At 62.2% G+C, this 6,068-nt stretch carries 4 protein-coding genes and 1 pseudogene; 4 read left to right on the forward strand and 1 reads right to left on the reverse strand.

Going from position 1 to position 6,068, the window contains the following annotated elements; genetic code table 11:
• Positions 1 to 210 precede the first annotated feature (210 nt).
• Positions 211 to 1,200, reverse strand: coding sequence for a GntR family transcriptional regulator (locus F0169_RS25090; protein ID WP_152747921.1), 990 nt, complete (start codon positions 1,198 to 1,200; stop codon positions 211 to 213).
• 334 nt (positions 1,201 to 1,534) lie between these two features.
• Between F0169_RS25090 and F0169_RS25095 the strand changes: the two genes are divergently transcribed.
• The 4 genes and pseudogenes from F0169_RS25095 to F0169_RS25110 all read left to right on the forward strand — a co-directional run bounded on the left by F0169_RS25095 (position 1,535) and on the right by F0169_RS25110 (position 5,898).
• A complete protein-coding gene (locus tag F0169_RS25095; RefSeq protein ID WP_172979550.1) occupies positions 1,535 to 2,866 on the forward strand; it encodes an amidase in 1,332 nt (443 codons plus the stop codon).
• A gap of 11 nt (positions 2,867 to 2,877) precedes the next feature.
• Positions 2,878 to 3,755 (forward strand): annotated as a pseudogene (locus F0169_RS25100) (polysaccharide deacetylase family protein).
• Positions 3,756 to 3,785: 30 nt separating this feature from the next.
• Positions 3,786 to 5,126, forward strand: a complete 1,341-nt coding sequence (locus tag F0169_RS25105; RefSeq protein ID WP_058414024.1) for an MFS transporter — start codon at positions 3,786 to 3,788, stop codon at positions 5,124 to 5,126.
• Between the two features lie 10 nt (positions 5,127 to 5,136).
• Positions 5,137 to 5,898, forward strand: a complete 762-nt coding sequence (locus tag F0169_RS25110) for an SDR family NAD(P)-dependent oxidoreductase (protein ID WP_122252072.1) — start codon at positions 5,137 to 5,139, stop codon at positions 5,896 to 5,898.
• Positions 5,899 to 6,068: the final 170 nt, after the last annotated feature.

Raw genomic sequence — 6,068 nt, forward strand, 5'->3', positions numbered from 1 at the left:
GCTTGCTCCCGATAGTCAGTTTTACAGTTGATACATGAGTTGACTGACCCGCCGCCATCGGGAGCAAGCCCCCTCCCACAGTTTGAATGCATTCTTGCTTGGGAGATTGGGTCGGCTTAGATGATCGTTCCCACGCTCTGCGTGGTAATGCCGCTCCGGACGCTCTGCGTCCCGCTTTTTCAGCCATAGAATCTCCCACAGTTGGCGGCGTCAACTGATCTTGTGCAGGTACCCAGGCAGTGGCTGCTCGGGTAACACCGACAGCACTTTCAGCCGCTGCAACATCCGCTGCCGTGCGCGCTGCAAATGCTCGCGCAAATTCAGCGCAGCAGCATCGAACGCGCCGTGCAATAACAGCTCCAGGATCAAGCGATGTTCGGCAAGCATGGCCGGATCAGCGCCGATCCCCAGCAAACGGTAGAAAATCCGGCTGATGATCATCGGGCTCTGGCCCTGGCGAATCAGCGTGGCGATCTTGCGGTTTTGCAGGCCCGCCAGGCAATGCTGGTGCAAGTCCTCTTCGATTTGCTCAAGGGTCTCCAGGCTGCAGTGGGGGCTGTCCTGGGCGTCCAGCACGCGTTGCAACATGGCTTCGAGCACCTCGCGGTCGAGGTTCGGCGCGCTCTGGCGCAGGGCTTCGGGCTCCAGGCAGGCGCGCAGTTCGTAGTCTTCGGTCACTTCGCGCGCGGTCAGTGGCCCGGCCAGCCATTGCGAGTAGGGCTCTTTTTCGACCAGGCCACGGTCGCGCAGGCGCATCAGCGCTTCGCGCACTACCGCGCGGCTGACGCCGTAGTGGTCGGCGGCGGCTTGCTCATCCAGCCGGTAGTGGCCGAAGGCAATGCAGGTGGACAGCGCCGCGCCGATTTCCTCGACGATGCGCTCGCCCAGTGGCCGCGTGTCGACCAACTCGTCGTCGCCATTCAGGCCCAGGTGCGCAGGGCTCACGGGCAGGCGCAACGGCTCCATTGCCAAGCCTTCGGGGTTGATCAGGTAGCCGCGACCGTTGAAGCGGCAGATCAACCCTTCGGCATGCAGCAGGTCCAGCGCCTTGCGGACCGGCACGCGGCTGGTGCCGAACAGTTCGGCGAGCGGCGCCTCAAGCAACACCAAACCGTGGCGGGCGGTGCCGTTGACGATCGCATCACGCAATAGCTGGTGAATCATCGCGTAACGGGAGGCCGAGGCGGACACTGCTTTCATCGCGTTCTTTGAAGCCTTCAGGAAGTTGGCCGGGGATTCTCTCATAGTTGCGCCTGTCACTCTGCGCCACGAAGGGGGCACTTTTTTGGGGCCTTGAAAGTCGCAGTGTTACTTTTTGCACCAAAATGTACTTATTAATAAAAGATACATTATTTCATGTCAGGCTTGGCCACGCGTCATCGCCAGGTTTTTTTGCTGCCTGCCATGCCCTCTATCCCGCAGGTCCAAGCGATAAAGGCGGTTCGCGCAAAAAATCGTCAACAGAGACTGGCACGAAAGCTGCCTTTGTAAAACGTACATTTTATTAATATGTACGTTTTAGAGGGTTTTCTTGATGCCAGACGCCACTTCAATGGCCGAAGCGTTCGCCAGTGGTCGCAGCGACCCGGTGCAGGTCCTCGAACAGGCCTTGAGCCAGGCGAGCCAGACGCCAGGCGTGTTCATCTCGCTGAGCGCCGAGCGCGCCCTGCGCGAGGCGCAAGCCGCCAGCGCACGTTGGCGCGCAGGCCAACCCCTGAGTGTGTTCGATGGCGTGCCACTGGCCTGGAAAGACCTGTTCGACGTGGCAGGCAGCATCACCACCGCCGGCGCCGCTTACCGCCGCTATGCGCCCGCGGCCTTGCTCGATGCGCCGTGCGTGGGCCTGTTGTGCCGCGCCGGAATGGTCAGCATGGGCAAGACCAACCTCAGTGAACTGGCGTACTCGGGCCTTGGCTTGAACCCGCATTTCGGTACGCCGCACAACCCCCACGGGCATGACCAACCGCGTATTCCCGGCGGTTCGTCTGCAGGCTCTGCGGTGGCCGTTGCCGCCGGGATCGTGCCCATCGCCATGGGCACCGACACCGCCGGTTCGATCCGCATTCCCGCTGCCCTCAACGGCCTGGTGGGTTACCGCGCCAGCAGCCGACGCTACAGCCGCGACGGCGTGTTCCCGCTCGCGCACACCCTCGACAGCCTCGGCCCGTTGACCCGCAGCGTGCGCGATGCGCTGGCCATCGACGACTTGCTTCACGGCCGCAGCCAGCGCCACCTCCCGCGTAGCCTCAAGGGCCAGCGCCTGGTGCTGGAGCAAGGTGCGCTGGAAGCCATTGAACCGGGCGTGCGCAATAACCTGTTGCGCGCGGTGGACCAACTCAAGGCCGCCGGTGCGCTGGTCGAGGTGCGCCCATCGGCAACGTTCCAGGCCACCCTGGACTTGATCAAAGACCACGGCTGGCTTGGCTCATTCGAAGCGTTTGCGCTGCATCAAGCGTTGCTCGACAGCACTGACGCGCAACAACTTGACCCGCGCGTACGCCGCCGCCTTGAAGCGGCGCGCGCACTGCCGGCCAGCCAGCTTATTTACCTGACGACGGCGCGCCGCCGCCTGCAACAACAACTGATCGACGAGCTCGACGGCGCCCTCCTGATCACCCCAACCGTCGCGCATGTAGCCCCGCCGTTGGCGCCGCTGGAGGCCGACGATGCGTTGTTCGTCAACACCAACCTCGCCACCCTGCGCCTGACCATGCCCGGCAGTTTGCTGGACATGCCGGGCGTCAGCTTGCCCAGTGGCCGCGATGCCCAAGGCCTGCCGACCGGGCTGCTGCTCAGCGCCCCGGCAGGCGAAGACGCACGCCTGTTGCGCGCTGCGTTGTCGGTCGAATCCGCAATGATTATTTAAGGAGACACACCATGGCTAAAGACATTCTCTGTGCATTTGGCGTCGACGTTGATGCCGTCGCCGGTTGGCTCGGCTCTTACGGCGGCGAAGATTCGCCCGACGACATTTCCCGCGGCCTGTTCGCCGGTGAAATCGGCGCACCGCGCCTGCTCAAATTGTTTGAACGCTACGGCCTGCGTACCACCTGGTTTATCCCCGGCCACTCGATGGAAACCTTCCCCGAGCAAATGAAAGCGTGGCCGACGCCGGCCACGAAATCGGTGTGCACGGCTACAGCCACGAAAACCCTATCGCGATGACGGCCGAGCAGGAAGAAATCGTCCTCGACAAGGCCATCGAACTGATCACCCACGTCACCGGCAAACGCCCCACCGGCTACGTCGCGCCGTGGTGGGAATTCAGCAAAGTGACCAACGAGCTGTTGCTGAAAAAAGGCATCAAGTACGACCACAGCCTGATGCACAACGACTTCCACCCGTACTACGTGCGCAAGGGCGATAGCTGGACCAAGATCGATTACAGCCAGCACCCCGACACCTGGATGAAACCGCTGGTGCGCGGTGAAGAAACTGACTTGGTCGAGATCCCCGCCAACTGGTACCTCGACGACCTGCCGCCGATGATGTTTATCAAAAAGGCGCCCAACAGCCACGGCTTCGTCAACCCGCGCCACCTTGAAGAAATGTGGCGCGACCAGTTCGACTGGGTGTACCGCGAGCATGAGCACGCGGTGTTCACCATGACCATTCACCCCGACGTGTCCGGTCGCCCACAAGTGCTGCTGATGCTTGAGCGCCTGATCGAACACATCCAGAGCCATGCCGGCGTGCGTTTTGTCACCTTCGACGAAATCGCCGACGACTTCATCCGCCGCCAACCGCGTACCTGACCCTTTGCTCCCACCCTTGAGGCGCGATTTATGTCCATCTATAACAAGCTTGACCTGACTGGCTGGAAACCTCGGCAACTGACGTCCCAGGAAGTGCGCTTCGCCACCTGGATCGCGTTTTTCGCCTGGGTGTTTGCGGTGTACGACTTCATTCTGTTTGGCACCTTGTTGCCGGAGATCGGCCGGCATTTTGGCTGGGGCGAAGTGGAGCAAGCTGAAATCGCGACATGGGTGGCGCTGGGCACGGCGGTGGTTGCGCTGGGCATCGGGCCTATCGTGGATAAATTGGGGCGGCGCAAAGGGATTATTTTTACCGTCGCAGGTTCGGCGCTTTGCTCGGCGCTGACCGCGATTGGTGGGGCGTGGGGCAAGTCGTCATTGATTCTGATCCGTTCGTTGGGCGGCTTGGGGTATGCCGAAGAAACCGTCAACGCCACGTATTTGAGTGAGCTGTACGCCGCCTCGCAAGACCCGAAACTGGCCAAGCGTCGCGGGTTTATCTACAGCCTGGTGCAAGGCGGCTGGCCGGTGGGGGCGCTGATTGCGGCGGGTTTGACCGCGCTGTTGCTGCCGGTCATTGGCTGGCAGGGCTGTTTTATTTTCGCCGCGATCCCGGCAATTGTGATTGCGGTGATGGCGCGCAAGCTTAAGGAAAGCCCGCAATTTCAGATTCACCAGCGCATCAGCCAGCTGCGTAAAAGCGGCGCGGTGAGCGAAGCGCAAAACGTCGCCATGACCTATGGCGTGGACTACGACGAACACAGTAAGGCGGGCCTGAAAGCCGCGTTCCGTGGCCCGGCGCGTCGCGCCACGTTGGTGATTGGCGCCGCGCTGCTGCTCAACTGGGCGGCGATCCAGGTGTTCAGCGTGCTCGGTACGTCGGTGATCGTCAGCGTGCACCACATCTCGTTCGAGAACTCGCTGATCATCCTCGTGCTGTCGAACCTGGTGGGTTACTGCGGTTACCTGACTCACGGTTGGATGGGCGACAAAATCGGCCGTCGCAACGTGATTGGCCTGGGTTGGATGCTCGGCGGCCTGTCGTTTGCCGGGATGCTGTTTGGCCCAAGCAATATGCCGATGGTGGTCGGGCTGTACAGCTTGGGCCTGTTCTTCCTGATCGGGCCTTACTCGGCCGCGCTGTTTTTTATCAGCGAGAGTTTCCCGACCAGCATCCGCGCCACCGGTGGCGCGATTATTCATGCGATGGGCCCGATTGGTGCAGTGGTCGCAGGCTTTGGCGCCACTCAAGTGTTGGCCGCCGGCAGTGACTGGCAAACCGCCGCGCTGTGGTTCGGCGCGCTGCCGTGCTTCTTGTCCGGTGCCCTGATGTTTGCCGCGCGCCACGTGCGCCCGGAAACCGTTCAGTAAGGAGAGTGTGATGACGCGCAAAACAGCCCTGATTACCGGTGCCGCCAGCGGCATCGGCCAAGCCCTCGCCGTGGCCTATGCGCGCGCGGGTGTGCAGGTGGTGGGCGGGTATTACCCGGCCGATCCGCATGACCCGAAAACCACGCTCGATTTGGTTGAAGCCGCGGGCGGTGAGTGCCTGATGCTGGCGCTGGACGTGGGTGACACCGCTTCGGTAGACGCGCTTGCGGCGCATGCCGTGGAGCATTTCGGGCGCCTCGATTACGCGGTGGCCAACGCGGGGTTGTTGCGCCGCGCGCCGTTGCTGGAGATGACCGATGCGCTGTGGAACGAGATGCTCAATGTCGACCTGACCGGGGTGATGCGCACCTTCCGCGCGGCCACCCGGCATATGCGCGAAGGCGGCGCGCTGGTCGCGATTTCGTCGATAGCCGGCGGCGTGTATGGCTGGCAGGAGCACAGCCATTACGCGGCGGCCAAGGCTGGCGTGCCGGGCTTGTGCCGCTCGTTGGCGGTGGAGTTGGCGCCGTTGGGCATTCGCTGTAATGCGGTGATCCCGGGGTTGATCGAGACGCCGCAGTCGCTGGATGCAAAGAATTCGCTCGGGCCTGAAGGGTTGGCCAAAGCGGCGCGCGCCATTCCGCTGGGGCGAGTAGGGCGAGCGGATGAAGTGGCGTCGCTGGTGCAATTTTTGACCAGTGAGGCGTCAAGCTACCTGACGGGGCAAAGCATCGTCATCGACGGCGGCCTCACCGTGCGCTGGCCCGACTGAACTGTGGGAGGGGTTGCTCTAGAGGGTGGTGTGTCAGTCACAGTTGCTTTGTCTGGCCCACCGCTATCGGGAGCAAGCCCCCTCCCACAATGGAATGTGTTTTTTCAGGCGTTTTTGTATGGGCCACTCACCCGCAGCAGCATATTACCGTGAGCCGGTGAGGGTTAAAT

The sequence above is a fragment of the Pseudomonas kitaguniensis genome, assembly GCF_009296165.1.
Classification (GTDB): domain Bacteria; phylum Pseudomonadota; class Gammaproteobacteria; order Pseudomonadales; family Pseudomonadaceae; genus Aquipseudomonas; species Aquipseudomonas kitaguniensis.

Coding starts and splice junctions, on each gene's coding strand:
- F0169_RS25090 (WP_152747921.1), bottom strand. CDS start 1,200: ATGAAAGCAGTGTCCGCCTCGGCCTCCCGTTACGCGATGATTCACCAG.
- F0169_RS25095 (WP_172979550.1), top strand. CDS start 1,535: ATGCCAGACGCCACTTCAATGGCCGAAGCGTTCGCCAGTGGTCGCAGC.
- F0169_RS25105 (WP_058414024.1), top strand. CDS start 3,786: ATGTCCATCTATAACAAGCTTGACCTGACTGGCTGGAAACCTCGGCAA.
- F0169_RS25110 (WP_122252072.1), top strand. CDS start 5,137: ATGACGCGCAAAACAGCCCTGATTACCGGTGCCGCCAGCGGCATCGGC.